This window comes from Rhodococcus sp. NPDC057297, from assembly GCF_042667435.1.
Classification (GTDB): domain Bacteria; phylum Actinomycetota; class Actinomycetes; order Mycobacteriales; family Mycobacteriaceae; genus Rhodococcoides.
Genome location: NZ_JBHUZE010000011.1, coordinates 26,174 through 52,231 on the forward strand (window position 1 = coordinate 26,174; position 26,058 = coordinate 52,231).

Annotated in this window: 31 protein-coding genes; 16 read left to right on the plus strand and 15 right to left on the minus strand. The window is 63.9% G+C overall.

Going from position 1 to position 26,058, the window contains the following annotated elements:
• Positions 1–29 precede the first annotated feature (29 nt).
• The 11 genes from ACFULT_RS24560 to ACFULT_RS24610 are packed head-to-tail and all read right to left on the minus strand — an operon-like array spanning position 30 to position 10,644.
• Positions 30–1,127 (minus strand): alcohol dehydrogenase catalytic domain-containing protein, encoded by a 1,098-nt coding sequence (locus ACFULT_RS24560; RefSeq protein WP_378482787.1) that lies wholly within the window; start codon positions 1,125–1,127, stop codon positions 30–32.
• A gap of 10 nt (positions 1,128–1,137) precedes the next feature.
• Entirely contained in the window at positions 1,138–2,097 is a 960-nt protein-coding gene (locus ACFULT_RS24565; protein ID WP_378482788.1) for an ROK family protein, read from the minus strand.
• Positions 2,094–2,798 carry an HAD-IA family hydrolase gene (locus ACFULT_RS24570; RefSeq protein ID WP_037139187.1) on the minus strand — a complete coding sequence of 235 codons (705 nt, stop codon included), beginning with the start codon at positions 2,796–2,798 and terminating at the stop codon, positions 2,094–2,096. Before ACFULT_RS24570 ends, ACFULT_RS24565 begins: the two co-directional genes overlap by 4 nt.
• Positions 2,795–3,676: a TIGR03619 family F420-dependent LLM class oxidoreductase gene (locus ACFULT_RS24575; RefSeq protein WP_037139184.1), complete on the minus strand. Its 882-nt coding sequence runs from the start codon at positions 3,674–3,676 to the stop codon at positions 2,795–2,797. Before ACFULT_RS24575 ends, ACFULT_RS24570 begins: the two co-directional genes overlap by 4 nt.
• Positions 3,673–4,464: a VOC family protein gene (locus tag ACFULT_RS24580; protein ID WP_378482789.1), complete on the minus strand. Its 792-nt coding sequence runs from the start codon at positions 4,462–4,464 to the stop codon at positions 3,673–3,675. The genes ACFULT_RS24575 and ACFULT_RS24580 overlap by 4 nt, the downstream gene beginning before the upstream one ends.
• On the minus strand, positions 4,461–5,360 hold the full coding sequence (locus tag ACFULT_RS24585; RefSeq protein ID WP_037139239.1) for an NADP-dependent oxidoreductase: 900 nt from the start codon (positions 5,358–5,360) through the stop codon (positions 4,461–4,463). Before ACFULT_RS24585 ends, ACFULT_RS24580 begins: the two co-directional genes overlap by 4 nt.
• Positions 5,357–6,190 (minus strand): SDR family oxidoreductase, encoded by an 834-nt coding sequence (locus ACFULT_RS24590; protein WP_094721559.1) that lies wholly within the window; start codon positions 6,188–6,190, stop codon positions 5,357–5,359. The genes ACFULT_RS24585 and ACFULT_RS24590 overlap by 4 nt, the downstream gene beginning before the upstream one ends.
• The gene (locus ACFULT_RS24595) at positions 6,183–7,178 is read right to left on the minus strand and encodes a zinc-binding dehydrogenase (protein WP_378482790.1); all 996 of its coding nucleotides are present in this window, start codon (positions 7,176–7,178) and stop codon (positions 6,183–6,185) included. Before ACFULT_RS24595 ends, ACFULT_RS24590 begins: the two co-directional genes overlap by 8 nt.
• Positions 7,175–8,377: an MFS transporter gene (locus ACFULT_RS24600; protein WP_378482791.1), complete on the minus strand. Its 1,203-nt coding sequence runs from the start codon at positions 8,375–8,377 to the stop codon at positions 7,175–7,177. Before ACFULT_RS24600 ends, ACFULT_RS24595 begins: the two co-directional genes overlap by 4 nt.
• 3 nt (positions 8,378–8,380) lie before the next feature.
• Complete coding sequence (locus ACFULT_RS24605; RefSeq protein ID WP_378482792.1) at positions 8,381–9,418, minus strand: 3-oxoacyl-ACP synthase III family protein; 1,038 nt, start codon at positions 9,416–9,418, stop codon at positions 8,381–8,383.
• Positions 9,415–10,644: a sedoheptulose 7-phosphate cyclase gene (locus tag ACFULT_RS24610; RefSeq protein WP_378482793.1), complete on the minus strand. Its 1,230-nt coding sequence runs from the start codon at positions 10,642–10,644 to the stop codon at positions 9,415–9,417. Before ACFULT_RS24610 ends, ACFULT_RS24605 begins: the two co-directional genes overlap by 4 nt.
• A gap of 157 nt (positions 10,645–10,801) precedes the next feature.
• Here ACFULT_RS24610 and ACFULT_RS24615 point away from each other — a divergent pair, with 157 nt between their 5' ends.
• From ACFULT_RS24615 to ACFULT_RS24650, 8 genes are all read left to right on the plus strand, one after another.
• A complete protein-coding gene (locus ACFULT_RS24615; protein WP_037112910.1) occupies positions 10,802–11,422 on the plus strand; it encodes a TetR/AcrR family transcriptional regulator in 621 nt (206 codons plus the stop codon).
• 420 nt (positions 11,423–11,842) lie between these two features.
• Entirely contained in the window at positions 11,843–12,166 is a 324-nt protein-coding gene (locus tag ACFULT_RS24620; RefSeq protein ID WP_026348243.1) for a YbjQ family protein, read from the plus strand.
• 83 nt (positions 12,167–12,249) lie between these two features.
• On the plus strand, positions 12,250–12,744 hold the full coding sequence (locus tag ACFULT_RS24625; protein WP_094721566.1) for a pyridoxamine 5'-phosphate oxidase family protein: 495 nt from the start codon (positions 12,250–12,252) through the stop codon (positions 12,742–12,744).
• A gap of 74 nt (positions 12,745–12,818) precedes the next feature.
• Positions 12,819–13,748, plus strand: coding sequence for an aldo/keto reductase family oxidoreductase (locus tag ACFULT_RS24630; protein ID WP_037112912.1), 930 nt, complete (start codon positions 12,819–12,821; stop codon positions 13,746–13,748).
• 199 nt (positions 13,749–13,947) lie between these two features.
• On the plus strand, positions 13,948–14,070 hold the full coding sequence (locus ACFULT_RS24635; RefSeq protein ID WP_020113261.1) for a hypothetical protein: 123 nt from the start codon (positions 13,948–13,950) through the stop codon (positions 14,068–14,070).
• 29 nt (positions 14,071–14,099) lie between these two features.
• Positions 14,100–14,387, plus strand: a complete 288-nt coding sequence (locus ACFULT_RS24640; RefSeq protein ID WP_378482794.1) for a hypothetical protein — start codon at positions 14,100–14,102, stop codon at positions 14,385–14,387.
• Positions 14,388–14,620: 233 nt separating this feature from the next.
• The gene (locus tag ACFULT_RS24645; RefSeq protein ID WP_378482795.1) at positions 14,621–15,145 is read left to right on the plus strand and encodes a DUF3995 domain-containing protein; all 525 of its coding nucleotides are present in this window, start codon (positions 14,621–14,623) and stop codon (positions 15,143–15,145) included.
• 105 nt (positions 15,146–15,250) lie between these two features.
• Entirely contained in the window at positions 15,251–15,682 is a 432-nt protein-coding gene (locus ACFULT_RS24650) for a hypothetical protein (RefSeq protein WP_037112918.1), read from the plus strand.
• A gap of 30 nt (positions 15,683–15,712) precedes the next feature.
• Here the strand turns inward: ACFULT_RS24650 and ACFULT_RS24655 are convergent, their stop codons facing one another.
• Entirely contained in the window at positions 15,713–16,525 is an 813-nt protein-coding gene (locus ACFULT_RS24655) for an oxidoreductase (RefSeq protein WP_378482796.1), read from the minus strand.
• 171 nt (positions 16,526–16,696) lie between these two features.
• On the opposite strand from ACFULT_RS24655, the gene ACFULT_RS24660 reads away from it, so the two are divergent.
• The 6 genes from ACFULT_RS24660 to ACFULT_RS24685 are packed head-to-tail and all read left to right on the plus strand — an operon-like array spanning position 16,697 to position 22,727.
• Entirely contained in the window at positions 16,697–17,683 is a 987-nt protein-coding gene (locus tag ACFULT_RS24660) for a fumarylacetoacetate hydrolase family protein (RefSeq protein ID WP_378482797.1), read from the plus strand.
• On the plus strand, positions 17,680–18,804 hold the full coding sequence (locus tag ACFULT_RS24665; RefSeq protein WP_378482798.1) for an FAD-dependent monooxygenase: 1,125 nt from the start codon (positions 17,680–17,682) through the stop codon (positions 18,802–18,804). The genes ACFULT_RS24660 and ACFULT_RS24665 overlap by 4 nt, the downstream gene beginning before the upstream one ends.
• Entirely contained in the window at positions 18,801–19,820 is a 1,020-nt protein-coding gene (locus ACFULT_RS24670) for an amidohydrolase family protein (RefSeq protein WP_378482799.1), read from the plus strand. Before ACFULT_RS24665 ends, ACFULT_RS24670 begins: the two co-directional genes overlap by 4 nt.
• Positions 19,817–20,755 (plus strand): VOC family protein, encoded by a 939-nt coding sequence (locus ACFULT_RS24675; RefSeq protein ID WP_037112928.1) that lies wholly within the window; start codon positions 19,817–19,819, stop codon positions 20,753–20,755. Before ACFULT_RS24670 ends, ACFULT_RS24675 begins: the two co-directional genes overlap by 4 nt.
• Positions 20,752–21,741 carry a fumarylacetoacetate hydrolase family protein gene (locus ACFULT_RS24680; RefSeq protein ID WP_378482800.1) on the plus strand — a complete coding sequence of 330 codons (990 nt, stop codon included), beginning with the start codon at positions 20,752–20,754 and terminating at the stop codon, positions 21,739–21,741. The genes ACFULT_RS24675 and ACFULT_RS24680 overlap by 4 nt, the downstream gene beginning before the upstream one ends.
• A complete protein-coding gene (locus tag ACFULT_RS24685; RefSeq protein ID WP_170945329.1) occupies positions 21,738–22,727 on the plus strand; it encodes a cyclase family protein in 990 nt (329 codons plus the stop codon). The genes ACFULT_RS24680 and ACFULT_RS24685 overlap by 4 nt, the downstream gene beginning before the upstream one ends.
• Positions 22,728–22,739: 12 nt before the next feature.
• Here ACFULT_RS24685 and ACFULT_RS24690 read toward each other — a convergent pair whose 3' ends face one another.
• Complete coding sequence (locus tag ACFULT_RS24690; RefSeq protein WP_241483912.1) at positions 22,740–23,672, minus strand: LysR family transcriptional regulator; 933 nt, start codon at positions 23,670–23,672, stop codon at positions 22,740–22,742.
• A 165-nt stretch (positions 23,673–23,837) separates the two neighbouring features.
• On the minus strand, positions 23,838–24,437 hold the full coding sequence (locus ACFULT_RS24695) for a TetR/AcrR family transcriptional regulator (RefSeq protein ID WP_037112930.1): 600 nt from the start codon (positions 24,435–24,437) through the stop codon (positions 23,838–23,840).
• A 101-nt stretch (positions 24,438–24,538) separates the two neighbouring features.
• Here ACFULT_RS24695 and ACFULT_RS24700 point away from each other — a divergent pair, with 101 nt between their 5' ends.
• Entirely contained in the window at positions 24,539–24,889 is a 351-nt protein-coding gene (locus ACFULT_RS24700) for a hypothetical protein (RefSeq protein WP_037112931.1), read from the plus strand.
• Here the strand turns inward: ACFULT_RS24700 and ACFULT_RS24705 are convergent.
• Positions 24,886–25,374: a MarR family winged helix-turn-helix transcriptional regulator gene (locus ACFULT_RS24705; protein WP_037112933.1), complete on the minus strand. Its 489-nt coding sequence runs from the start codon at positions 25,372–25,374 to the stop codon at positions 24,886–24,888. The genes ACFULT_RS24700 and ACFULT_RS24705 overlap by 4 nt on opposite strands.
• A 91-nt stretch (positions 25,375–25,465) precedes the next feature.
• On the opposite strand from ACFULT_RS24705, the gene ACFULT_RS24710 reads away from it, so the two are divergent.
• Positions 25,466–26,041, plus strand: a complete 576-nt coding sequence (locus tag ACFULT_RS24710) for an NADPH-dependent F420 reductase (protein ID WP_094721570.1) — start codon at positions 25,466–25,468, stop codon at positions 26,039–26,041.
• Positions 26,042–26,058 lie beyond the last annotated feature (17 nt).

Here is a 26,058-nt window from a genome sequence, read left to right on the forward strand (position 1 = left end):
CTTATCGAAGTGCGCGCGGCGGGCCCACCTCACGCCCCCAACCCCACCACCAACCGCATCACGAGTTCACCGTCCACCACCCGGGTCCGTTGTTCGCAGATGGTGTTCATCAACGCCGTGCCCTCCACGATGTCGCGCCGGTGGGTCAGTAGTCCGTCGATCGCGTCGTCGGCTGCGGTCAGTGCCGTAGCCGCCGCGGTGAGTTGGTCGTTGGTGACGCCTCGATTACCAGTGAATGCCACTCGCTGCGCACCGCGGCTGAACGTGGTGACCGCGGGAGGCGTCGGGCCACCGGTGTTGGCTTGCCTCACCCCGGCGATGTCCACACCTGGTAGCAGGCCCGACGTCGCCTTGGCCGGCACCCCGCCGATAGGGTGCACGGCCACTACCCGATCCCCGAGACGCCGTATCGCCTCGTCGATCGAGGCGACAGTTCCCGCGCGGTGGGTCGCGCCGAGCACCGCAACGGACCCGGTGATGTGACGTTCCCAGTCGTCGCCGGAGGAGAAGTTCTGCACCGAGGGCAGGTAGTTGGCGGTCCACTTCGCACCCAGCTCCGTACGGTGCACCATCGCCACCTCGACGGTCGGGAACATCACCGAGGGTGCAAGCGTGGCCGCGAGGTTGCCGATCAGACCGTCCCCGAAGATGAGAAGCGTTTGCGGGGTCTCGCGCGCGAGACACGACAGTGCATAGCGAACCACGGCATACGGTTCCACAAGGGTCGCTCGGACACTCGACAAGTCGTCCGGCAGCAACGACACCAGACCGCTGCTGACTGCGGACGCTCCGATCACGACGCGTTCCTGAAACAGACCTTCCACATTGTGGCCGAGTAGGAAGGTCGAATCGTGGGGATGGGTCGGGTTGACCACCACGCGGTCACCCACTGCGAATTCCGACACTCCTTCGCCCAGCTCGACGACTCGCGCAGCACCCTCGTGCCCGACGATCGGGGACGGATCGTTCCGGTCTCCCCGCACGATCTGAATGTCGGTTCCACACAGCGACACCGCTTCCGGCGCGAGCAGCAGCTCGCCGGGCCCAGGGGAGGGCGTCGGGCGAATCTCGACGGACGAGTGGCTACCGTGCCGGACGATGGCGCGGTGGGTGAGTTCGATTGTCATCGTTCCTCTTTCAAATCTTTGTCACACGAAGGTAACCGTCGGCGATTGCGTCCGCTCCGGAGAGTGTGTCGATGTCGCCGGGCGCGCACACGTGGATGATCTCGCGAACCCGATCCGACGTGAGCGAGTCGGCATACGAACGCGAGCCGGCAAGCTGCGCAATGAGTTCGCGCTCGTAGAACTCGACCAGTCCCTCCGCTACCCCGCCGCCGATCCCGATGCGGTCGAGTCGCGGATCGAGCGTGATCATGGTGCGGATCAACTCGGCAATGGGTTCGACTACAACGGTCAGCAATCGAGCGAGGTCATCGGTACCCTCCGCCAGCGAAGAAGCGAAAATCCGCTCCTCGTAGTCGATTCCGAGGACTTGCGCGACCGCCGCCACTCCGGGACCGGACGACATCGACGAAATGTGCCCGACGCCACCGCACGCGCACGGCAACCGCAGCACGGCCGGAGGCGCGGAACTGACGGCGCGCACGTGCCCGACCTCGCCTTGCAATCCGCGGTGATCGACCGGAACAACCTTCTCGGCCAGGTAGGCCGTGCGCACCGCGATGCCGCTGCTGATCGTGATATACGCCAGGTGCCGATCGGTGGGGCGCGCGAACCCTCGAGCGTACGACGCCAATCCTGCCGTCACGTCGTTGACCAGGGTCCAGCGCACATCGGGGCGTCGAGACGACAGCATGTGCAGTAGCGGAATCTCGCCCGAGGGCGCGTCGCCCCACAGTGGCCCGGAACCGAGTGCCACGCCCTTCTGCTCGTCGAGCGCCGCGCCGCAGGACATGTTCACCCTCGCACCGTGCGGCACGTGGACGTCGAGCGTATCCACCAACTGTTGCAGCAACCTGTCCACGGACAGGCCAGGCTGTTGCAGCACACTGGGCGCCGGGAACCGTTCGATCGCGCTCCCTACACGAATGCGCAGCCACGTACCACCCAGATCGGCGGAGACAGTATCGGTCATCGCACGGGAACCGCGTCGATCACCGGATGCACGTCTTTCGCCGGGTGCAGGTCGATGACCAGCGACCGGTCGCGCATCTCGACCCGCAGGGAGTCGAAGTTGTCGACGCGCGCGATGTTCTGGCCGGGCTCGTCGCCGATGGTGATGCACCGCACACCGGCATTCGCCGCGGCAGCCATTCCGGCCGACGAGTCCTCGAACACGATGCACGACTCGATGGATGCGCCCAGTTGCGCTGCCGCAGAGAGGAACCCTTCCGGGGCCGGCTTGCCGACGGTCACGTCCTCCGCGGCGACGGCGATCCGCGGCGTCGGGAGCCCGGCGGCGGTGAGGCGTCGGACCATCATCGATCGCGTCGCCGACGTGACCACCGCCCACCGCTCGGGCGGCACCGACGCAAGGAATCTCGCGGCGCCGGCAATCGGCTGAACCGGCACCACGCTCCGGCGCTCGCGCTCCCGTATCCACTGCAGCTCGGATCGTACGTCGGCTGCGGGTCCGAGGACGCGCAGAACGATATCGGCGGCGAGTCGGCCCGGAAGTGCCTCGGCAACAATCGATCTGTCGACGTCGTGTCGCTGGGCGAACTCGAACCAGACCGCCTCGATGGATGCGTGCGAGTCGACGAGGGTGCCGTCCATGTCGAACAGGAACGCGCCCGCAGTGATGGACTGCCGAATCGGACTGGACTGCAGACTCATACCGTGACCCCCATCCCCAGGTTTTCTCCGGCGAAGCGGACGAGTTCGAGATCGTGCTCGGTGGATCGCCGCAACCGTTGATCGCCCGGATCGGTATCCAGAACCACGGTGCCGGCGCCGAGCCCCTCGAGAAAATCGATGTCCGAGTGGATCTGCTCGACGCTGCCGTACCCGAGGGGACGGTTCGGCGACTGGACCGGAGTCTCGGTGGGCAGGAAGTAGATACGTGGGACGAAGTCCTTGCCGTCGTCGAGGGCGTCGGCGCCGGCCGCGCACAGCTGCCTCGACGGGTGCAGCGGATGCCACCCAGTGCCCACGCGGTTCGTCCGCGCGATCGCAGCGGGGCCGTTGCCGCCGATCCACAGCGGCGGGTGCGGCGTCTGGGCGGGCAGCGGCCCACCGTGCACGCGGCGCGGGGTGCCACTGGCGCCGAGGGCCCCGTAGGTCTCCGACGACCATGCCGCCACCAGCGTATCGAGGGTGTCATCGGTCAGCCGCCCGCGTTGGTGATAGGGGACACCCAGCACGTCGAACGCCTGAGACGTCCACCCGACACCCACGCCGACGATCAACCGCCCACCGCTGAGTGTGTCGATGGTGGCCGTCGCGTGCGCGAGGTGCGCCGGATGGCGGTGGCTGCCGATGAGCACGCCGCTACCCAGACGAATGGTGTGGGTCTGACCCGCCAACCACGACAGCGTCGCCAGGCACTCGTAGAACGGCGCAGGCGAGCGGCGATGGGCGTCGTCGGTCAGCACCACGTGATCCGACAGCAGCACGTTGTCGAAGCCGGCGGCTTCGGCGGTGGTGGCCCACGCGAGGATTCCGTCGGGATCGATCTGCGGCCCGAAGTTCGGGAGGTTGAGTCCGTACCTCACAGCGCACCCGGAAACAGTCGAACGCCGTCGCGCCGACCCTCAGCAGGAAGCGTCAGGAAGTTGCTGCCGTTCGCGGTGAGTGGGCGTGCGGCGTATCGACGGCCGATGTGGTGTTCGAACAGCTCGATGTTCAGCTCTCCCACCGACACCATTGCCATCCGCGACGTACCTTCCACGTCGAGGTCGAACTGCGCGGTCATGAAGCCGCGGTCGGCCTCGATGTCGGTCCGCAGAACTTCCGTCGCTGCATGGTGATTCACGAGGCGGTCGATGGCCGCGTCCAGATCGGCGACGCTGTACCCCGAGTGGTCCAGTCCGCGGCACGTGGGCAGAGTGGCCGACGGTAGGTCCTCGCGTCGGTGATGCAGCCGGGCGCCTGTGTCGCCGTAATAGCCCGGCACCTCGGGCCAGTTCTGCAGTTCGAACAATGTCCCCCACGGTGAACGGAAGTAGACCCATCTGTTGCCGGCAATCGGGCCTTCCGGCACGGTGATCACCTCGCCGAGAACGGACACACCGTCCAGCCCGGCAAGGTGATCGGCAGCGCGATCGATGTCGCCGACGGTGAAGCAGAGGTGATTGGTGCCGATGTCGACCAGGCGCGGCGGGGCCTGATTCGGGCTGTGCGAGGACGTGAATTCGATCGATGTGGAGCCGACCGGAACCGTCGCGCCGTTTCCACTCTCGACGCCGAGCAGAGACGCGACGAAATCGGCTGCCTCGTGCGCGTCGGGAACAGTGATTCCGATCGTGCTGAGCGATGTTCGGTCATTCGTGGTGACGGTCATGGGATCAACAGCACCTTTCCTCGTGTTCCACCGGCAGCGAGCAGGGCGTGAGCCTGCGGGGCTTCGTCGAATCCGAATGTGCGAGCGATCGGCACGGTGATCTCCCCCGAGGAGACGAGTGAGGCGAACTCCGCCAGGCCGGGCCCGTCCTCGTTCACGTAGCTCTTACCCGGGGTGATGCCCCGCTGTGGTTCGGGTTGGTCGCCGTCTTCGATGGAGACGAACGATCCGCCGTCACGCACACCGTCGATGGCCTCGACCACTCCGGCGGTGTCGACCACCGCGTCGTACTTCCGTGGCTCGAGATCGACGGGCTTGGCCAACACCGTCCCCACGCCGAGCGTGAGAAGGTCGTCGGTGTCCGTCTCCCGCGCCAGCGCGTCGACCCGGTGGCCGCGCGACAACAGGATCGCCGACGCTATGCGCCCCACCGCGCCCGCAGCACCGGTCACCACGACGGTGGCGCCTGCCGGAAGCGTGATCTTGTCGAGCTGTTGCACGGCGGTGAGCGCCGCCAACGGGATCGCGGCCGCATGCTCGAGGCCGACGCCGGTGGGGGCGTGGGCGAACAGCGATTCGTCGGCGACGACGCGCTCGGCGTACGTACCGAAACGGTGCGCCGGCTGCGCGATCATCCCGATGACGGTGTCGCCGGGGGTGAATCGAGTGACGGACGAGCCGACTGCTTCGACCGTGCCCGACACGTCCCATCCCAGCACCGCGGGATACGTCAGTTCGATGGGCAGGAAGCCGGACCGGGTCTTGAGGTCTACCGGGTTGACGGCCGCGGCGGCCACCGACAGGGTGATATCGCCGGGCCCGGCGGTGGGCTCCTCGATCTCGCCGACGGTGAGGACGTCGGGTTCCCCCTTGCCGTGAACGATGATGGCTCTCATGCAGCTCCCTTCGATGTGGCGGCCTTCGATGTATCGGCCGTGTGCAGTTCGCCGGCATAGCGTGCGTTCTCCTCGGCGGCGGTGAGTACGAGTCCGCCGTCGACCGTGATGGTGGTTCCGGTGACATAGCTCGACGCGGAGCTCGCGAGAAACACCGCGGCAGTGGCTACTTCGTGCACACCCGCCGGACGACCGAGCGGGATCGCGGGCCGGTCGATGGCGGCGTAGGAGGACTCGTCGTCGACGCCGTTCATCGCGGTCGCCGTTTCGCCCGGTGCGACGCAATTGACACGGATACCGTGCTGCGCGAATTCGAGGGCGAGCACCTTGCTCGACGCCGCCAGCGCCGCCTTGCTCGCGCAGTAGATCGATCCCCCGGTGATGGGCACCGAGTCGTGAACCGAGGTGACGTTGACGATGGATCCGGCGATATCGTCGGCGATCATGCGGCGACCCACCGCCGACGCCAACGCCAACGGCGTGACCGTGTTGATCGCCAGCACATCCTCGATGCGGCCGACGTCGAGCGCATCGGCCGGAGAACGGTCGTTGACACCGGCGTTGTTGACCAGGCATCGGATCTCGCCCAGGCGATCTGCTGCGTCGAGAACGGTCTCGACGGCGGCATGGGCGTCGCGCAGATACAGCCGAAGCGGGACGACATCGACGGGATGACTCGCACGAATATCGTTGACCAGGACGTCGATTCGCTCGATTCCGTTGCCGTAGCCGAGGATGAGGTTGTGCCCTTCCGTGGCGAGCGCAAGCGCGATGGCGCGGCCGATGCCGCTGCTCGCGCCGGTGACGACCGTGTAGCCGGGTCTAGTCAATGGAGATCACCACCTTCGGCCGGGTTCGGTGGCTTTCGAGTCGATCGAAGGCGGATTTCGCGTCCGAGAGGGGCACGACGCTGTCGATGAGCGACGCCAGGGCGGGCCGGATGAGGGGGAACAGGCCCGCTGCACGCCGATAGTGATCGACGCCATGGCGCACCCCGATGATCGAGATTCCGGCCAGCGCAACCGCTCCGGGGTCGATGGACTCCGACTGCGCGGCGACCCCGACGAGTATGCACTTTCCGCCCGGTCGGAGTACGCCGATTCCCGTTCCCAGCGCGCCGTCGCCACCCGAGGCTTCCACGACGATGTCGTAGGGTCCTGCCAGGGCCTCGGTACTGGTGAAGCTGTGTGCGGCGGAGCCGGGACCGAGGTGGGCGATGGGTCGTGGTTCGAGCACGTCGACGGTGACGGGGTACTGCGACAGCATGGCGATAGCGAGGCTGCCGATGGTCCCCGCTCCGATGACGAGGACGCGATCGCCTGGGGAGACCGACGCCAAGTCGACGGCTTCGAGCACGGTGACCAGGGGTTCGATGAGAACATGTTCCGGTTCGGCCGGAGCGCGGCCCAGGGACACCAGGGCGCGACGCGGCATGACGAGGAATTCGGCTGCGGCGCCGCCGTGCTCGTAGAGGCCGACCTCACGGAGGTCGGAACATTGATTGCGTCGACCCGATCCGCAGGCCGTGCACGACTGGCAGAAGAGCATCGTGCTGCCGGTGACGGCATCGCCGGCGGCGAGGTCATGGACGTGAGCGCCGGATTCCTGCACGATGCCCACCCACTCGTGTCCGAAGTGATGCGGATACGACGTCTTCCCGTCCACCAGATACGACGACGTGCCGTGCAGTAGTTCGAGATCCGTACCGCACAGGCCGACGTACTTCACCGCGACGACGACGTCGTCAGGACCGCATTCAGGCGCGTCGAGTTCGACGACCGACACCGAGTGAGGTGCGTCGATCACGGCCGCTCTCACGCGGCCACCCGGGCGGTACGGCGACTGAGGAACAGCAATCCGACGGCGGCGACGGCGAGAACAGCCCCGATGGCGGGCAGAATCCCGACGCTGTTGCCGCCGGACAACGCAATGGACCCGATCCACGCGCCCGCGGCGTTCGCGAGCTGGAAACCGGCGATGTTGACCGTCGCGGCGAGGTGCGGCGCTTCACTGGCCGCGCCGATCAGTTTGGAGGCCAACGGCGGAATGATGGAGAAGCCTGCGGCGCCCAGGACGAACATCCACGCGAACGCGAACCACGGGGTGCCGCCGAACAGGAACAGCACCAGCAGTGCCGCGGCGAGTGCGGTGAGCGCGACGTAGAGCGTCTTGTCCAGGGCCTTGTCGGCGAAGTGGCCGCCGAGTTGGTTGCCGACCACCGAGCCGACCCCGAACACGAACAGCACGATGGTGACGGTGGACGCCGAGATCCCGGCGTGGTCGGTGAGGTACGGCGCGATGTAGGTGAACACGACGAACAGCGCGGCCTGGCTCAACGCGGTGAGGCCGATGGCCCAGAGCACCGGGCGGCGGGTGAACACGCCCAGTTCCGAGGTGACGCTGCCGGTCTGATGAGACGGCGCTGCGCGTCGGGTCGAGACGATGAGGGCTGCGGTGACGACGAGCTGGAAGATCGCGATGATGGCGAACGACCAGCGCCAGCCGAGTTGGGTGCCGATCAACGTGCCCAGCGGAACACCGAGAACCGTAGCGAGGTTGAGGCCGAGCGTGACGCGGGCGATGACGCGGCCCTGGAACTCGGGGGCCACCAGGGAGGTGGCCAGCACGAGGCACAGCGCGAAGAACGTCGCGTGCGGAAGCGCGGTGATGACCCGGAAGACGACCAGGGTGGCGAAGTTCGGCGCCAATGCGGTGCCGATGTTGCCGACGATGAACAGGGCCATCAGCGCTGCGATGAGCGGTGTTCGCGGGACCCGGGTGGTGACGATGGTGAGCAGCGGGCCGCCGATCACGACGGTGACGGCGTAGATCGTGACGAGCAGGCCGGCCGTCGAATTGCTCACGGCGACGTCGGACGAGATGTCCGGGAGGACACCCGCGACGAGATATTCGACGGTGCCGACGCCGAATACGGCGAGGAGCATCCAGAGGATGGCGACGTTCGCGTTGGTATGACGCGTGGCTGCGGGCTCGCTCAGACGTGTCTCGGTGACCATGGTCTATCCCTTCGTTGAGTTGTCGTGGCCGGTGTATTCGACGACTGCACATCCCCAGGTGAATCCGACGCCGATGCCGGTGAGCATGATTCGGTCACCCGGCTCCAGCGCCTCGGTACGGCGGAGCAGATCGAGACCGAGCAGAGGATCGGCGGCACCGGTGTGGCCGATCTCGCGGCCGAGTTCGACAAGTGTCTGATCGGGGCGGATCTTCAGCGGCTCGAAGCATTGCTTGCGGAGCAGCACATTGCCGAAGTTCGGGACGATCCACCGGGTGATCTCACCGTGGTGCGTGGCGGCATCACCCAATGCTGTTTCGGCGCAACGCGACAGGGCTGCCGAGTTGCGGGACCAGAATTCGTCGATGGAATGCGTTTCGGTGAATCCGGCTACCCGCTTCCGCAGGTCGAGCGGACCGTCGGTGCTATAGACCTGCATGGCGAGACTGTCGTGGCCGCGGTGCATCTGCTCGAGGTGCGCGTCGCTCACCACGGAGGTGGACAGCAGGCGGAACGGGCCGGGATCCGGACCGATGACGGCGGCCCCCGCGCCGTCGCCGTAGACCAGTCCGCTGTCGGAGTTCCACCGATCGAACAGGGGCTCACGCCACGCGTCGGATGCGGTGACCAGGCCCTTGCCGCGACTGTCGAACCAGCGTCCGATCATCTCCATCCCGACGATCGCGCCGGCGCAGGCGGTCCGGATCTCGATCGGCAAACATTCCTCGATACCGAGTTCGTTCTGGATGTATGCGCCGCAGTTCCACGCCTCGAGCCCGTTGTGCAGGACAACGGCGTGGACGAGGAGGTCGACGTCCTCGGTGCTGATTCCGCTGTCTTCCAACGCAGCTCGGCCCGCGAGAACGGCCATGTCCGGAGCGGACTCGCCGAGGTCGGGGTTGGACACTGCCGCCGACGTCTGCCCGGTCTTCTGATGCTCGACCTCCTCGAAGCGGCCTGCGGCGACCATGTCGGCAGCCTGCACTCGCGCATCCGGCAGATACGAACCGAAGCCCTCGATGTAGAGGCTGTCCCACTTCATGACGCGACCCTCGAGACCGTCGGTTCTCCGAGTTCGGCGTTCTTTCGGCTCAGCAATTTCAGCGCGGAGGCGATTTCGCCGGGCGTGACGTCGTTCGCGAAGTGGTGACCGCCGATGCCGACGGGGAGCGGCAATCGCTGCCGACCGTCACGGTGACGGACGGTGTCGGCGAGTGCGGCGTCGAGCAGTCCTGTCTTGTCCAACACGTCGTTCCAGACCGGCAGCCCGAGCTGCTTCATGACCGTCAGTATCCGGTCGAGGTCGGCGCTGCCGAGGCTGCCGCGCAGGAAACCCAGTGCCGACGTCAGGGCCATGTCGATGCCGACGGCTTCACCGTGTAGCAACGCGGGCAGCGCTTCCATCTCCAGAGTGGGGGAGAACGTGTGCCCGTAGTCGACGCACCGTTCGAGGCAGGACTCCCACAGATTCGGTTGCAGTTCCTCCAGCATCAGATGGATGGACTCCGCGATGACCTGCGTTGCGGCAGTGTCGAGTTCGCCTGACGTCCCCTGTAAGTTGTCGGCGATCAGACGCGGACCGTACGTTTCGAGCAACTCGAACAGGTCGACCGACTTGATCAGCGCCATCTTCAGAATCTCCGCGAGACCGTTGGACAGGTGCCGGTCGTCGAGGGTGCGGAGAAACGCGCGGTCGACGTAGGTGGCGATCGCCGGCGCGTACGTTCCGAGACGGTTCTTGCCCATGGCGTAGTTGACGCCGGTCTTGACGCCGACACCGGCGTCGACCAGGCCGATGAGCGTGGTCGGGATGCGGATGTAGGGGGTTCCACGGCGGTACACGCTGGCGGCGAATCCGACGACGTCGAGCAGTACGCCACCACCGATGGCGATGACCGGCTCGCGGCGCCGGTCGATGCCGAAGCCGTTCATGGCGTCGACCACCCGGATTACCGAGCTCCACTCCTTGACTGTCTCGTCGGCTCGCATGGGCACGAAGTGTGCGTCGACGCCGTGGTGTTCGAAGTACCTGCGGATACGGTCGCCGTGGATGCGGTCGACATTGGCATCGATGATGATCAGACGACGGTCGCCGCGGGTCAAGGGTGCCGCGCTGCAACTGTCGAGTAGCTGCGTACTTTTCAGCGCGAACAGGTCTCGCGCGGCGATGACATGGTATTCGACTTGCTTGACGGCCTCGACCTTCCATGCGGAGTCGGCGTCCGTCGTGTGGCTGAGTCTCAGTTTGAATGAAGCGGCACTACGCATTTCGATCCCCCTGGACGATGAACTGCAAGCTCGGGCTGTGACGGTTCCTTTGCGGTGCTTCGGCGAACCAAAGTTCGTACCCGAGGGTAAGGGATTCGCGTAGTGATCGCTACAGGAGTAGACTGGATCACAATTCGGAGCGAGACCAGGAGGTCCTATGGCAGGCGTACCGGGGCAGGGGCGGAAGTTCGACGTGGGCACCGCGCTGGAACAGGCGATGTTTGCCTTCTGGGAGCATGGCTACGAGGGCACATCCGTCTCCAAGCTGACCTCCGCGATGCACATCAACCCGCCGAGCCTCTACAGCGCATTCGGTGGTAAAGAAGGCGTTTTCTTCGCTGCCGTGGAGCATTACCTCGCCACACGCGGTGACTTCATGGACCGCGCCTTCTCGGAGGAACCCCATGCGGTCAAGCTGATCTCCCGGCTGTTGTATGACGCCGCGTCGCACTACACCGACGAGTCGTGTCCGGGTGGGTGTCTCATCATCAGCTCTGCCGTCAGCGTCACCGATGCCAACCAGGGTGTCGCAGATCGATTGCGCGACATGCGCAATGCCAACGTGGCGCTTCTGTCGGAGCGCATCACCGTCGGCATTGCCGACGGCGTCCTCCCGACATCCTGGGATCCTGTCGAGATCTCCGAATACATCGGCGTGATCATCCAGGGCATGTCGCAACGAGCCCGCGACGGCGCCACGCGTGCGCAGCTCGAGCGGGTGGCCGACCGAACCTTGGCGTCCTTGGGTGCAGCGGCTGCGACGCCTCTGCGCACATGATCACTGCCAGCCCTGTCGAAGACTCATGACCTAGGTCAGTTGAATTCGGGTCGAGTCCGAGCGCATCACGATTGACGTTCCGTTCGGCTCACCGACCGTTTCGGGGTCACCTGGATCATCGACGTCGTTGCACCCTGGGGCTGAACTCCGAAGGCTGCGTGAGAATGGGTTGGCGTGGTTCAGGTGTTCCTCACCCCCGGCGTGAGTTCGAGACTCTGCGGCGCTGTTCGCAGAACGAGCATCGGGTTGCGCGTTTGGAAAAACGGGGAGGCTCCCTGAAATGCGCCCTCGATTCGACATTCGAGTACGGCTCGGAACCTACTCCGGAGTAGTCGTCGGTGCTCCGGCGACTGCGGGCGGGCAAGTGAATCCAGTCGAATACGTTGTCGCAGTCGTGGATCACCGCCTATCGTGCTGTGCATGATCATCGTGACTACGAACGAGATTCCTGGCCATCGCATCACAGCGGTACACGGTGAGGTGTTCGGTTTGACCGTGCGCTCGCGCCACATCGGATCGAATATCGGTGCCTCGTTCAAAGCGCTCGCGGGCGGGGAACTGAAGGGCATCACCACGCTCTTGCAGGAAACTCGCACCGAAGCGCTGTCCCGATTGTCGGCGGAAGCCACGGCGAAGGGTGGCAATGCCGTGGTCGCGTTTCGATTCGAAACCAACGATTACGGCGACACCGGAGGAGTCGAGGTGTGCGCCTACGGCACCGCGGTCACCACCGAACCCAGTTGAGGGTTCCATCCGGACGGGTGCGATAACGGTCGGGTCCAAGTCCCTTGTCGTTTGCGGGGGCTCACTGTGGGTACAACCCTGAAATGACAATCGACGACGACCGTACGGCCGGTATCTCCAAGGTGACCGAGCTCCTGAGGGATTCGAAGCTGTGCATGTTCACCACGCACGGCCGTGACGGACACCTGCTGTCCCGTCCAATGGCACTGCAGGAGCACGACTTCGACGGTTCGTTGTGGTTCTTCGCGCGCAACGATTCCCGCAAGGTCGGCGACGTTCGCGCTGACAGTTCGGTGAATGTGTCGTTCCAGTCGGGGACAGCCTGGGTTTCCGTGTCCGGACGAGCAGAGATCGTTCTCGACGAGGCGAAGAAGAAGGAACTATGGAATCAGGCGGCGGCGGCATGGTTCGACGACGGCCCTGAGTCTCCCGAGGTCGTTTTGATCTCTGTCGAAGCGGAGGGCGCGGAATACTGGTCAGCGCCGGGGTCCAAGGTATCGACCCTGCTCGCGTACGCCAAGTCCAGGATCACGGGTGACAAGCCGGACGTCGGCACGAACGACACCGTCGAAATGTAGAAACTGGCGCGCTGGAGGAGGGTAGGGTGGCGGCCTCTGGACGGTGCAGGCACGAACGGTGATCGAGGGTGTGCGTGAAGTATTACGAGATGTTCGCTGGCGGCCCGCACGCGTCGAGCATCGTTCTCGGCCTGATGCGCATCGAAGCGCTCGACGATGCGAGTATCGCCAAGCTCGTCGGGACCGCTCGCGATGCGGGTGTTTCGGTGTTCGACCACGCTGATATCTACGGCACAAGTCGACACGGATGCGAGCGTCGATTCGGAGACGCAGTGACATTCCTGCCCTCCGAACGCGAGCAGGTCGTCATTCAAAGCAAGGTAGGGATCCGGGACGGGTTCTACGACTTCTCCAAGGCGCACATCCTCGACACCGTCGAGAAATCGCTCTCCGCGCTGCGCATGGATCATCTCGACGTGCTGCTGTTGCACAGGCCGGACAGTCTGGTCGAGCCCAGCGAGGTCGCCGCTGCATTCGATGCTCTGCACTCGGCCGGAAAGGTGCGCAGTTTCGGCGTCTCCAACCACACACCCGGTCAAATTCAGTTGCTTGCCACCGAGGTGACGCAGCCGCTGATCATCGATCAGGTGCAATTGAGCCTCACCCATGCGCCGTTGATCGCTGCGGGTTTGGCGTCGAACATCGGTGGTCTCGACCAATCGATCGACCTGAGCAACGGCCTTCTGGATTACGCGCGCATCAACGACATAGCCTTGCAAGCTTGGTCGCCCTTCCAGAGCGGCTACACAGGAAAGGTTTTCATCGGTGATCGCGAAAACTACCCAGAACTGAACGACGCTCTCGACGATCTCGCCCGCGATCACGGTGTGACTCCCACTTCCATTGCGACGGCATGGCTCACGCGTCATCCGGCAAAGATCCAAGTTGTCCTGGGGACGACCACGCCGAGTCGAGTAGCTGAAGCCGTGGCCGGCAGCGGTATCAGTCTGAGCCGGGAAGAGTGGTACCGACTCTTCCGAGCCGCCGGATACAGCCTTCCTTGACGGTCAGCGCTCGTTTGCTCGGATTCGTTTCGACCATCGTCGGACAACTGTGAGCTCGTGCAGTCCCAAAGGTGCAGTGGGCGAGTGACAATGCGTCGATTCACTACTTCTGCACACGTCCTCGCATCTGGGCGGTAGGTAATCTGTGGGAATGGCGGCTTTCGAGGTTGGTGACGGGGTAACAGCGACGGGTGGGCCCATGAGCGGTGTCTATGGCACTGTGGTCTGGTTCTACGAGGAGAAGAACCAGATCCTGGTTCGTTTCGGTGCTACTCAACAGATGTACTTCGCGCCCGACGAATTGAAGCGTTGGGGCGGGTAGCGCAACAATTGAAGGATGCGCCGGCGGACGTGCTCGTCGAGGTGGTGTTCGCCGATGTCAGCGAGGTATCGTGCGAAAACCTGGCGACCGTCCGCGCTGACACGAAATCACTGACTTCCGGGCGGGTCAGTGAACTGCGACGGTTCACCCTCACGTCACCCTCGAAGATGGGCAGCAAGCGGTCGGGAACTGCTGCGAGCTTCATCGGCAGTGTCACCGATGGGATAGATGCGTTCTACCGTGATGTGGTGCAACCGCTGAAGCCTTGGGTGCCGTCCGCGCCGGAATCGACCACGAGCACAGTCGATTCGGAGTGAGGATGCCAACCTCCGTACTTCATGCTGGCGCATGGAGTGGATCGAGATGCAGTTCCCATCGCGCACTGGTAGCCCCAGCATGATGCTCGAACCCCACGACAACAGTCACCGTGCAAGCGATTCGCTCCCGTTGTGCGGCACCGGAAACTGGGTGCCGGTATCCGGGTGCGGTCAGGGCAGCACTCCGGGTAATCCTGGATGTGCTGCCCTTGGGCAATTCGTACCGTTGTTCCATGCGAACACGAGGCAGCACCGAGCGAACGAAGGCTTCGACTGCAGCGTTCGCGGTTGCCGCCGGGGCCGGGGTGGTTCACGGGTTGGCAAGCATGTACTGGGCGCTCGGCGGGCGATGGCAGCTCGAATCGGTCGGGGAGTGGGCCGTCCAGCTTTCGGCTGAACACCCGCTGCAGACCGGGCTGGCGCTGGGGACGATCGCTGTCGTCAAGCTGGTTGCGGCGGTCGTGCCGTGGGTCGACGAGCGTCATCAGGGGCGCTTCCACCGCCCGTTGCGGGCGGTCGGTTGGGCGGGCGGATTCGTTCTGGTCGGGTGGGGCGGCATGTCGACCATCGCGGCGGGCGCGGTGCTGGCTGGACTGTTCACACCGAGCGGTGGATTCAACGAGACGACGATGATCGGACACGCGATCGTGTGGGATCCGCTGTTCGCGCTGTGGGGAATCGCGTTGTTGACAGCGTTGTGTTTGACGCGCACCGCAGAATCATCGACTGCGGGCCTCGGTCGAGTGCGTCACCGCTGAAGCCCGATCTGCCGACAAACCAATACCTGCAGCCACGGAATCCGAATACCCATCGAGAGGCATTCGACGTCGACGTCGGGGCCTGCTGACTGGAGGAGTGAGTTCATGCGGGGCGACAGGAACCATCTCAGGCTCGTCGAAGATGCACCCGAGGTGTCCGCGTCGGTCACACGAAGCGATGCAGCCAACGTGATCGCAGTCCGAGCCGACAACGTTCGCGCAGGTCAGGTCTGCGAGGTGTTGCACGCGGGTGTGTTCGCACTGAGTCACCGCGTGGTGGTTCCCGAGGGTCACACGGGCGTCACGATGTCGACCTTCGCGCTGGTGGAAGGCGACTACGAGGTCTCATTGCGGATCGACGGCGTCCTTTACCCGAGCGCCGGTCCAGAGTCGGTTCGTGTGGGCGAACGACGCACCGAGCCGACGACCGCGCCCTCCACGCCGAAGCCGTCGTACCCGAACATCCGTACCGCTGCTGCCGGGCCACGCAGCCTGAGCCGACCGCGGTCGGCACAGGTCACTGCGCACTCGCGCTGAGCACCTGTCGACTCGTCGTGGGTGCGGCGGTCACGTCGTCTTCACGGTGCCCCCATCCACGATCACGTCGTGTCCCGTCATCGATGCAGCCGCGTCGGACACGACGAATCCGATAACGTCGGCTATCTCGGAGGCCGGCGCCAATCGACCGGCCGGAATCCCACCGAGCGAGTCCATGAGAACAGTCATGCCCTCTTGCTCGTTCACACCGCGAGCCGCGGCTATCCGCCGGGCCAGATCGAGTGCGCCGTCGCTCTGAATCCCGCCGGGTGAGACCGTGTTGACGCGGATTCCACGAGGAGCGAGCTCGTTCGCGAGCCCTTTGCTGTACGTGCGCAACGCTGCTTTGGCAGCGGCATAACCCAGCGTCCCGTCGTACAACGGCATCCTGCCTTGTATCGATCCGACGTGCACGATCGCACCCGCTCCGTTCGCGAACAGAAGCGGCACCAACGCTCTGTCGATGCGGACTGCTGCCAGCAGGTTGAGCGCGAGTTCGTCGTCCCAGTGAGCATCGGTCATCGTCGCGTGACCACCGCCCGGCGAGGAGGACCCGCCGGCAACGTGCACCACGATGTCGACTCCGCCCGCTTGCTTCGCTGCTCGAGCAATCTCGGCCGCCGATGTCGGATCTGTGACGTCGACCTGGATCGTGCCTGCCGCTCTGGTTTCGGGTGCAGCTGTACGGCCAACCGACAGCACAAGTGCCCCGGCATCTGCGAGGCGATCGACGACAGCTGCCCCGAGGCCTCGGGTCCCGCCGACGACAACTGCTCTTCGGCCGATCAGCGACAGGCTGGTCGGGTAGTCGATTCGAGAGTCCGGAGAAGTTTTCTCGTTCATCGTTCTACCGTCGATCCTCCCTGCGGGGGAGAGTCAAGTATTCGAGGCTCCGTCTGCCGTCGCTTATCGGTTTCGCTGATAGCGGGTATCTGGATTATCTCTTTGACCGATGCCGCCACCGCATACGAGAGTTGTGGGCAACCCCATCTGTTTCGACCGAAGGCATCTTTCGTGGATACTGCTTCTTTACCTCTCCCGTCGTTCGCGCTCGGTACGGCCTTGCTCGCGGACGGGCCGCACGCGGTAGCGCTGTCGTCCGGCAAACTTCTGGACCTCGATTCCGTCGCAGAGAGGCTCGGACTCGACGCTCCCGTCCACACGCGGCTGGTCCTGGAAGAGTGGGACCGGGTATTGCCGCTGCTGCGAGAGGCGGCGAGATCGAGCTCGGGTGCTTGGACCGATCTGAACGATGCGACAGTGCTGGCGCCGATCGAACCGCGTCAGATTCTCCAGGCCGGCGCCAATTACCGTACGCACGTCATCGATCTTGCTGTCAAGCACGCGGACATCGCGAACGGACGAACCGAAGAGCAGGTTCGAGCGGAGACCGCAGCGATGATGGACAAGCGGAAAGCCGAGGGTGAACCCTATTTCTTCGTGGGCCTACCGTCTGCTGTCACCGGACCCTACGACGCTGTCACTTTGCCGCCCGGCACCGAGAAGAACGATTGGGAACTCGAGTTGGCCGCGGTGATCGGACGCTCCTCGTACCAGCTGTCTCCTGACGAAGCGTTGGAAGCAGTCGCAGGTTTCACGATCGCGAACGATCTGACCACCCGAGAGCTGGTGTTCCGCCGAGACATGCCGGAGATCGGGACGGACTGGTTACGCGCCAAGAACGCGCCAGGATTTCTTCCGCTCGGACCGTGGATCGTGCCCCGCAGTGACGCGGGCGAGGTGTCGGCGATGCGCCTGACGCTCGAGGTCGGCGGACAGGTGATGCAGGACGAATCGACCAACGACATGCTGTTCGACGTCGCGGCACTGGTGTCGGCTGTATCCCGCACGGTTCGACTGCTTCCCGGCGACCTCGTGCTGACCGGAAGTCCGGCAGGAAACGGTATGCACTGGGGGCGCCTGTTGCAGGACGGAGACGTCATGACGTCGACGATCACCGGGCTCGGATTCCAGCAGACGCCGGTGGTGGACGCGTCATGACATCCGTACTCGTCGTTGGGGCTGGACTTGCCGGATCCGCGGCCGCGATCGCATTCGCGCGGGGAGGCGCGTCGGTCGACGTCGTCGAGTCGAGCCCGCGCGATCTCGCGCTCGGATCTGGAATAACGCTGCAAGGCAATGCACTCCGCGTCCTGAGAGAGCTGGGAGTATGGGACGAGGTGCGTGAACACGGGTATGGATTCGACACCCTCGGCTTCAGGGCACCCGACCCGACGGGGACGCTGCTGTTCGAAATGAAGGACGCACGTACCGGTGGATCCGATTTGCCCGCGAGTATGGGGATGGAGCGGCCGGTGCTGGCGTCGATCCTGCATGCCGGAGCCGAACGGGCCGGCGCGCGCATGCGGTTCGGCACCGCAGCTCATTCCCTGGCTCAGGACGGATCTGCGGTGGATGTGACGTTCTCCGATGGAACACTGGGTCGATACGACTTGGTGATCGGAGCCGACGGCGTTCGGTCGTGGACGCGCAAAGCTGTGGGAATCGATCTGATGCCGAAGCCAACGGGGATGGGTATTTGGCGGCTCGTCGGACCACGCCCGAACAGTGTCACGCGTACCGACATCATCTACGGCGGCGCGGGATATATTGCGGGATATTGCCCCACAGGCCCGAATTCGATGTACGCGTACATCGTCGAGGACGCTCGGGATCGAACCGGCTCCAGCCCCGAACAACGCCTGGAAGTGTTGCGAGGCCTTGCCCAGAATTACCACGGCCCGTGGGACGACATCAAGAACCACATCGATGATCCAGCGACTGTCAATTACACCTGGTTCGAAACTCACGTGCTGGACGGCCCGTGGCATCGCGGTCGCGTCGTACTGATCGGTGACGCAGCACATTGTTGTCCGCCCACAGTGGCGCAGGGGGGAGCGCAGGCGCTGGAGGATTCACTCGTTCTCGCCGAGATGGTGCTCGCGACGGACGAAATAAGTGAAACGGTGCTCGAGGCGTTCACCGCTCGGAGGCTGCCGAGGGCTCGTGCCGTGGTCGAAGCCTCGGTCCAGATCGGCACCTGGATGTTGGAGCACGATGCCGATGCCGATATTCCCGGCCTGATGGGGCGTGTCGCTGCCCTCGTAAGCGAGGCACCGTGAGTATCGAAACAATCGACGTTCACGCCCATGCAATCGTGCCCGAGGTGGAGGCCGCGGTCGCAGGACAACCAGGGCTCGACGCGCACCGAGCACTCGACCGAGTACGAAACGGGGCGGAGTCACTGGCCGTGTCCCGAGACATGGTCGCGCGTCGTGCCGCTCAACTGACCGATCTCGATCGACGGCTGACCGACATGGACCGAGCCGGTATCGACGTTCAGGTCGTGTCCCCGTCACCCTCGCAATACCACTACTGGGCTGAGCGCACGCTGGCCGAAATCGTGACGGCGAGCGCCAACCGGGGAATCGCAGCATTGGTCGCCGAGGAGCCCAGTCGGCTTGTCGGGCTCGGCTTGGTCGCCCTGCAGCATCCGGAGGACATGGTGAGGGCTTTGAACGACGCCGTCGTCACGTGCGGATTGGCCGGCGTGGAGATCTCGTCCTTCGCGCCCGGGGTAGAGCTGTCGGATGTCCGACTCGAACCGTTCTGGGCGCGAGCAGCCGAGCTGGGCGCGGTGGTGTTTCTTCATCCCTTCGGGTGCTCGCTCGACGAGAGGCTCGATCGTTTCTATCTGTCCAACACGGTGGGGCAACCAGTAGAGAACGCCGTAGCGTTGTCACACATCATCTTCGCCGGTGTACTCGATCGTCATCCAACGTTGAAGTTGATCGCTGCGCACGGTGGCGGGTATCTACCCACGTACGTCGGTCGTTCGGACCACGCGTGGGCAGTGCGTCCGGAAGCGCGCCGTTGCGTCGACCGACCCAGCAGCTATCTGCCGCGAATCACATTCGATTCGTTGGTGCACGGCCCCGCCGCACTTCGAACTCTGATCGACGCGGTCGGACCAGACTCGGTCGTGCTCGGTTCCGACTATCCGTTCGACATGGGCACCGTGGATCCAGTCGCCGAAGTACGCGCGGCAGCCTTGTCGGAGCGCACAACACTATCCGTTCTCGGTGACAATGCCGCTCGCCTCGGGCTGTCACCGATCTCGAGAGGAGCTGACTCATGAACGACTACGCGTTCACGCACCTACGGCATGTGGATCTCGCGGTGCCCGATTACCAGCAGCAGCTGGAGTTCTACACCAACCAGTGGGGATTGACGAATGTCGGAACCGACGGAGACATCACCTATCTCGCAGCAGAGGGATCGCCGGAGCAGTACGTAGTTCGCATCCGAAACAGTGCCGAGAAGCGACTGGATCTGGTGTCCTACGGTGTCGCCGACGCCGTTGCGGTGGACAGTCTGGCCGAAAAGTTGGCGGTCGGTGGTGTTCAGCTGGTCGACGAACCGGGAACACTGCACACGATGGGCGGTGGATACGGATTCAGATTTTTCGACATCGACGGTCGCACGGTGGAGGTATCTGCCGATGTGGCTGTGCGACAGCACCGGAAGGTCGAGGAGGGTGAGTCGATCCCCGTCAAGCTTTCGCATGTCGTGCTCAATTCTCCGAACCCCGAGGCGACGGTTGCGTTCTACGACAAGTGGTTCGGGTTCAAATTGTCGGATACCCTCATGCACCCGCGAATGGGCGAAATGATGTGGTTCCTGCGCACCAACGCGCAGCACCACAGCATGGCGATCGCGCGCGGACCGCACGTCTCGTTGCATCATGCGTCGTTCGAGCTGAGGGGTATCGACGAGTACATGCGTGGGACCGGTCGAATGCTGCGGGCCGGCGTCGAGAAGATCTGGGGTCCGGGGCGCCACAAAGCCGGAAACAACACCTTCTCGTATTTCCTGGACCCCAATGGCAACACGATGGAATACACCACCGAACTGGAAGTCCTCGACGAAGACACCTGGCATCCTCATCTTCTCGATTTCTCGGCTCCCGAGGTGTCCGATCAGTGGGGTACCGCCAACGCCATGAACGAGTTCGTGGCACAGAGATCCTTCAACGACCCGGACAAGGGTCTGTTCGTGGCGCCGCCGGTATGAGGTTCGCAACGTACGAACTCGGAGGCCGGATAGCGACCGGCGTGGTGCACGCAGACCGCGTGCATCAGATCGACGAATCCGTCCAGTCGCTTCTGGACGGAGGTCTGGATCGTGCGCTCGAGATCGGTTCGCGCGCACTCGGTGGCCCGTCGACGGACCTGAGCGAGGTCAGTCTTCGAGCGCCGTTGCAGCCGAGGACGATCCGCGACTTCGTCGCATTCGAAGAGCACGTCGAGGGCGTACGACGCAGCATGTCCGGCGAGGGCGGTGTCGGCGGGGGTGGTGTCGGCGAGGCGTGGTACGAGGCACCTCGGTTCTATTTCACCAACCCATACACGGTGACCGGTTCGGGCTCGACGATCAGCCCTCCAGCCGCATGTCGAGAACTGGACTTCGAGTTGGAGGTGGCTGCCGTGATAGGTAGATCCGGGTCGAGCGTGTCGGTCGAGGAGGCAGGCAACCATATATTCGGCTACACCATCTTCAACGATTGGTCTGCGAGGGACGTGCAGAGACGAGAGATGCAAGTAGGCCTCGGACCGGCGAAGGGCAAGGACTTCGCCAGTACGCTCGGCCCTTGGATCGTGACTGCGGACGAGTTCACCGACCGACGAGATCGAGACGGGTTTCTCGAGCTTTCGTGCTCGGTAGACGTGAACGGTGAGCGCGCGGGACACGATTCGTTGGCCAACATGGGTTGGAGTTTCGACTCGCTCGTTGCTTACGCGTCGCGCGACTCCTGGGTCCACCCCGGCGATGTACTGGGCAGCGGAACCATGGGCAACGGGGGTTGTCTTGCCGAGCTGTGGGGTCGACGTGGAGAGAAATCTCCTCCGCCCCTGCACCACGGAGACATCGTGACGATGACCGTCGAAGGTATCGGAACGTTGACCAACACTGTCGGTGAGAGCCGACGAGTTCCAGTTGTGCCTCCCGCCCGGATCGTCGACCACGCACGAGTTCGTTCCGAGAGGATCACCGAATGACCAGCACCGACCGCGTTTTCGTTCTGGATCGTAGTGACCCCGAGGGTGAGATTGCGAAAGCTGCTGAGCGCAATCGAAATTGGGGGAAGTGGGGTGAAGATGACGTTCGCGGCACCATGAACTACATCACCGACGAACTACGCGCTGCAGCAGGCTCTCTGATCAAGCGGGGTGTCTCGTTCTCGCTGTCGCAGAGTTTCGATATGGACGGTCCGCAGAAGGGTTGGCGACGGCGAACGAATCCAGTTCATACGATGCTCGACACCGGCACCGATGCAGTCGCGGGTATCCAGGGGTTTCCACACGGTCTCGGTGGCGCGGACGATGTAGTGTCCATGCCGCTTCAGTGTTCGACGCAATGGGACGGGCTCGGACACATTTTCGACCACGGAATTGCGTGGAACGGACGACCCGCGGATTCAGTCGTAACCAGCCTGGGAGATGGAGTTACCGGCATAGAGACCGTGGCGAACGGAATAGTCGGACGTGGTGTTCTTCTCGATGTGGGTAGGCAATTCGGTGAGGACGGTGAGTTGCCGGATGGCTTCGCCATCACGACGGAACATCTGAAGTCCACCATCTCGGCGCAGGGTGTCACCGCTGAAGTAAGGCGCGGCGACCTCGTGTTGGTGCGTACCGGACAACTCAGTCGTGTACGCCGCGAGGGCTGGGGAGAGTATGCGGGCGGGGCAGCTCCCGGCCTGTCCTTCACCACAGCCGACTGGCTGCACGACAGTGAGATCGCGGCTGTGGCGACCGACACGTGGGGCTTCGAGGTTCGACCCAACGAGTTCGATGTGGCGTTTCAGCCGTTGCATCAGGTTGCGATTCCCAACATCGGCTTGTTTCTCGGTGAGATGTGGGATCTCGACGAGTTGAGTGCCGATTGCGCTACCGACGGTGTGTTCGAGTTCTTCCTCACCGCTGCTCCCATCCCGGTGACCGGCGCCGTCGGAGCACCGGTCAATCCGATCGCGGTGAAGTAGGCTTTCGTACCGTCATTTCAGTTCACGAGTGGCCAGTTCCGCGGCCCGAAGAACGATCTCACGGAGAAAGATGTGCTCCGGGTCGCGGTTGTAGACGGGGTGCCACCACATGGCTTCGACCAGCTCTCCGACCTCGACCGGGCACTGCATCGTCCGTAGACCTGAATTGAGGGGGAGCAGTTTGACCAATTGCTCCTGAAGTAACGCTATGCGATTGCTGCCTGCAACGAGGTTGGGGACGGTGAGGAAGCTCTCGGTGACGATCTGTACCTGCGGTTCGATTCCTAGCATCCGTAGCTGGCGGTCGGCCGGGGTGGCGGCGGAGTTTCCATGAAAAACCACGACCCAGGGTGATGTCTTCAAGTCCTCCACGGTGGCCTCGGCCCCGATGGTGTCGTTGTCCGACGAGACCACCATGACCCAGCGGTCCCGATACAGATCCTGGTGGGGTAGATCGGTGACGAATCCGTGCGGTACGAGCATGAGGTCGGTTCCGACGAGCGTTTGATCGGCGCGCGCGACCGAATCCGGACTGGTGGGTCGAAAGCGTAGGCGGGCGTGCGGTGCAGCCTCGGTGAACAGTCTCGCAAGAGTGTCTCCGAGAACCGTTATGCCGTAATCGCTTACCAGGACATCGAACTCGCGTAGCGACTCGGCCGGATCGAATTCCGGCTGAGCTGAAAACACACGTTCGACACCGTCGAGAGCCAGCCTGGCACGTTGGCGTAGCTCGGCCGCCAGTGGCGTGAGGTGGTACTCGTTTCCGACGCGGTACAACAGCTCGTCGTTGAAATGCCTACGCAGGCGTGCCAGTGCCGCCGACAGCGTGGGTTGACTCGAGCCGAGCTGCCCAGCCGCCTTGGTCACACTCTTGTGCTGGAGGAGCGCGTCGAGCGAGACCAGCAGGTTGAGATCCAGGTTCGAGACACCGATGACCTTTCGCACTGCCCGAGTATAGTCCGCGAAGACATCGCTCAGGGCTTGCTCGGAGCGCGCAGCCATGTGCCCCGAACGTCTCGATCGGCGGATTGCACCGTCGCGCAGCGAATTCTGGCTCGACGCGGCTGAGACGAACACAGGGACGCAACGTGCCCGGCGCGCGTCTGTGCACTACCGCGGTTTCCGGCCCACAAGTGTCGATGTGACCGATCGAACGGCCTCCACGATGAACTCGCGTCGGCGTTCTGCTCGTGCGTTCTCGTCCGAAGGGAGGCCGGCGATCTGCCGGTCCGTGGCCTGCAGAGCTACCCAGCCGTCGACCAGGGTGATGATGGTGATCAGGATCTCTTGGGCGTCGGCTTCCGACAGTTCGGGGACTGCCGCGCGAGCCTCACCGACGAGGTTTCGGGCGTGTTCACGGCGAGATTCGTCCGCGTGGAAGGGCTCTCGTTCCAAACCTTCCCAGAACAGCAGTCTCGTCAAAGATGGATTTGCGCGCTGGTAATCGAATCGCCTGCGTGCGTAATCGGCCAGGGCTGAGGGGCCGTGTCCGGTGATTGCAACCGCGGTGAGCGACGTCGACAGCTCCTTGTTCAGTACGGCGCTGAAGAGTGCTTGCTTGTTACCGAAGTATTGGTAGATGCGTTCCTTGCTGATTCCGGCCGCGGAGGCGATGCGATCCACGCGAGCACCGGCAAGGCCGTGTGTTGCAAACTCTCCGGTGCCGGCCTCGAGCAACGAACGCTTCGTACCTTCGATGTCCCACGCCACGGGCTCACTCTAGTCCATCTCCAACTGTTCGGTTGGAGATTCGACGCGACCGGGCATACGCTCATCTCCAACTGTTCAGTTGGAGATGGAAGGTCGGTTGCATGGAGTCGCTCGCGGTTGCCTCCGCAGTTTTGGAACATCTCGCTCAGCCGAGAGCACAACGGCGTCCGGTCGGTGACGCCCGACAGGCGACGATCGCGTCGACCGGAGCCCCGTCGATTCATGTCAGGGTTCTGCTGACCTGGATTTCGATCTTCCCCCTCGTCACCCTTGGTATGTCCGGCATGGCATTTCTCGGTCCGATCACAGGGGCGTGGCCCACCTGGTTCAGAGCCCTTCTCTTGACGGCCATCGTGGTTCCCACGTCGGCGTACTTCGTCGTTCCTCGGTTGATGGTGCTGTCGATGAAATGGACGCGGTGGCGTATGCGCCGCAGAGAATTGTCGGCTTAGTGCGGGTCGTCGTACAGGTCGGTCAAGCTGCCGGATCGGTCCAGATGCGGTAGCAGGACATCGCAGATGTCTCGGAGCTGCAGGAGCTGTTCTGCGGTGAGGGCGTCGACGACGTTGCGGCGGACTGCAGCGAGGTGGTCCGGTGCGGCCGACTCGACTGCGTGCCAACCTTTCTCGGTCAGAGTGGCGTTCGTGGCGCGCCCGTCGGTAGGGCACGGGCGTCGTTGTATCAGATCGTGCGTCTCCAGCCGTCGTACCACGTGCGACAGGCGCGCCAAGGTCGAATTCGTCCGCCGGGCGAGAACATTCATGCGCAACGTACGGTCGTCTGCCTCGGACAACCGCGTGAGGACGAAGTACTCGAAGTGGGACAGCCCCGCGTCTCGACGCAACTGCTGTTCCAGAACCCCGGGTAGCAACTCCACGACAGCGAGGAGTCGCAACCACGCTGCACGCTCCATCTCGTTCAGCCAGTTGGTGTCCATGGTCACACCGTACCTCTTTTACTTGACGCTACAACAAAAAAGGCGCAAGGTTGAAGCATCAACCAACCGAATCGTTTCTCAGGAGTTCGTCATGGCAACTGTGTCCATCATCGGAACCGGCAACATGGGCAAGGCAATCGGAGAGCTGGCGGCCAAGGGCGGTCACTCGGTTCAGGAGCTGACGCGCACAGACGCGGCAACGCCGGTGTCCGGAGACATCGTCGTATTAGCACTGCCGTTTTCGGCGCTCGATGACGTCATCGCCGAGCGTGGCGACTCGCTCGCGGGCCGAGTCGTCGTCGACATCACGAACCCGGTGAACTTCGAGACTTTCGACTCCTTGACCGTTCCGGCTGATAGTTCCGCGACGGCGAAGATCGCTGGAGCGCTCCCGAACGCCCATGTGGTCAAGGCTTTCAACACGAACTTCGCAAGCACCCTCGTCGACGGAACTCTGGGGCAAGCGCCGACGTCTGTGTTGATTGCAGGCGACAACGAGGACGCCAAGTCGGCGCTGGCGCAGGTCGTCGAATCTGCAGGCCTCGTGGCCGTCGACGCCGGTTCACTCGCTCGTGCGCGTGAGCTCGAGAGCGTCGGGTTTCTGCAGATGACACTGGCTGCACGCGAGAAAATCTCGTGGACAGGCGGCTTCGGCCTCACTGCGTGACCGAAACCTACTGACGA

Bases quoted from the DNA above. Each gene is read 5' to 3' on its own strand.
- ACFULT_RS24560 (WP_378482787.1), bottom strand. From the start codon at position 1,127: ATGACAATCGAACTCACCCACCGCGCCATCGTCCGGCACGGTAGCCAC.
- ACFULT_RS24565 (WP_378482788.1), bottom strand. From the start codon at position 2,097: ATGACCGATACTGTCTCCGCCGATCTGGGTGGTACGTGGCTGCGCATT.
- ACFULT_RS24570 (WP_037139187.1), bottom strand. From the start codon at position 2,798: ATGAGTCTGCAGTCCAGTCCGATTCGGCAGTCCATCACTGCGGGCGCG.
- ACFULT_RS24580 (WP_378482789.1), bottom strand. From the start codon at position 4,464: ATGACCGTCACCACGAATGACCGAACATCGCTCAGCACGATCGGAATC.
- ACFULT_RS24585 (WP_037139239.1), bottom strand. From the start codon at position 5,360: ATGAGAGCCATCATCGTTCACGGCAAGGGGGAACCCGACGTCCTCACC.
- ACFULT_RS24600 (WP_378482791.1), bottom strand. From the start codon at position 8,377: ATGGTCACCGAGACACGTCTGAGCGAGCCCGCAGCCACGCGTCATACC.
- ACFULT_RS24605 (WP_378482792.1), bottom strand. From the start codon at position 9,418: ATGAAGTGGGACAGCCTCTACATCGAGGGCTTCGGTTCGTATCTGCCG.
- ACFULT_RS24610 (WP_378482793.1), bottom strand. From the start codon at position 10,644: ATGCGTAGTGCCGCTTCATTCAAACTGAGACTCAGCCACACGACGGAC.
- ACFULT_RS24615 (WP_037112910.1), top strand. From the start codon at position 10,802: ATGGCAGGCGTACCGGGGCAGGGGCGGAAGTTCGACGTGGGCACCGCG.
- ACFULT_RS24620 (WP_026348243.1), top strand. From the start codon at position 11,843: ATGATCATCGTGACTACGAACGAGATTCCTGGCCATCGCATCACAGCG.
- ACFULT_RS24625 (WP_094721566.1), top strand. From the start codon at position 12,250: ATGACAATCGACGACGACCGTACGGCCGGTATCTCCAAGGTGACCGAG.
- ACFULT_RS24635 (WP_020113261.1), top strand. From the start codon at position 13,948: ATGAGCGGTGTCTATGGCACTGTGGTCTGGTTCTACGAGGAGAAGAAC.
- ACFULT_RS24645 (WP_378482795.1), top strand. From the start codon at position 14,621: ATGCGAACACGAGGCAGCACCGAGCGAACGAAGGCTTCGACTGCAGCG.
- ACFULT_RS24650 (WP_037112918.1), top strand. From the start codon at position 15,251: ATGCGGGGCGACAGGAACCATCTCAGGCTCGTCGAAGATGCACCCGAG.
- ACFULT_RS24655 (WP_378482796.1), bottom strand. From the start codon at position 16,525: ATGAACGAGAAAACTTCTCCGGACTCTCGAATCGACTACCCGACCAGC.
- ACFULT_RS24665 (WP_378482798.1), top strand. From the start codon at position 17,680: ATGACATCCGTACTCGTCGTTGGGGCTGGACTTGCCGGATCCGCGGCC.
- ACFULT_RS24675 (WP_037112928.1), top strand. From the start codon at position 19,817: ATGAACGACTACGCGTTCACGCACCTACGGCATGTGGATCTCGCGGTG.
- ACFULT_RS24680 (WP_378482800.1), top strand. From the start codon at position 20,752: ATGAGGTTCGCAACGTACGAACTCGGAGGCCGGATAGCGACCGGCGTG.
- ACFULT_RS24685 (WP_170945329.1), top strand. From the start codon at position 21,738: ATGACCAGCACCGACCGCGTTTTCGTTCTGGATCGTAGTGACCCCGAG.
- ACFULT_RS24700 (WP_037112931.1), top strand. From the start codon at position 24,539: ATGGAGTCGCTCGCGGTTGCCTCCGCAGTTTTGGAACATCTCGCTCAG.
- ACFULT_RS24705 (WP_037112933.1), bottom strand. From the start codon at position 25,374: ATGGACACCAACTGGCTGAACGAGATGGAGCGTGCAGCGTGGTTGCGA.
- ACFULT_RS24710 (WP_094721570.1), top strand. From the start codon at position 25,466: ATGGCAACTGTGTCCATCATCGGAACCGGCAACATGGGCAAGGCAATC.